Source organism: Brevibacillus sp. SIMBA_040, from assembly GCF_046535075.1.
GTDB lineage: Bacteria > Bacillota > Bacilli > Brevibacillales > Brevibacillaceae > Brevibacillus.
The window spans coordinates 1-295 of the sequence record NZ_JAWRXI010000124.1 but is presented as its reverse complement, the minus strand read 5'-3'; the positions used below and the strand labels follow the sequence as shown (position 1 = coordinate 295).

At 30.2% G+C, this 295-nt stretch carries 1 protein-coding gene; it reads right to left on the bottom strand.

What is annotated here, in order from left to right; genetic code table 11:
* Positions 1-50: 50 nt before the first annotated feature.
* On the bottom strand, positions 51-295 hold a 245-nt coding region (locus tag SB752_RS32230; RefSeq protein WP_410719471.1), incomplete at its 5' end, for a hypothetical protein.

The following is a 295-nucleotide window of genomic DNA, read 5'->3' as shown; positions in this document are numbered from 1 at the left end:
GTGGGTACATTTTAAATGCCTAAAAATATAATCGAACTAGCTCAGAGAAATTAAAATCCAGAAGGTTTAGGAATACTTTGAGAACTTCCATTTGCCCCGTTAAGATCCATATTTATATCAGTAATATTTTGTTTTGTAATTAATCTTTTATAGACCATAATATAAAACATCAGAGTGAAGTTATTGTATGTTGTTGAAGGGTTAGTGTTGTTTGTGTAATCAATCAAAGTACTATTTGCGAAGATGGCTTTAATATGCCAAGTACCATTATTTTTATACATCCTTATATCCGGTG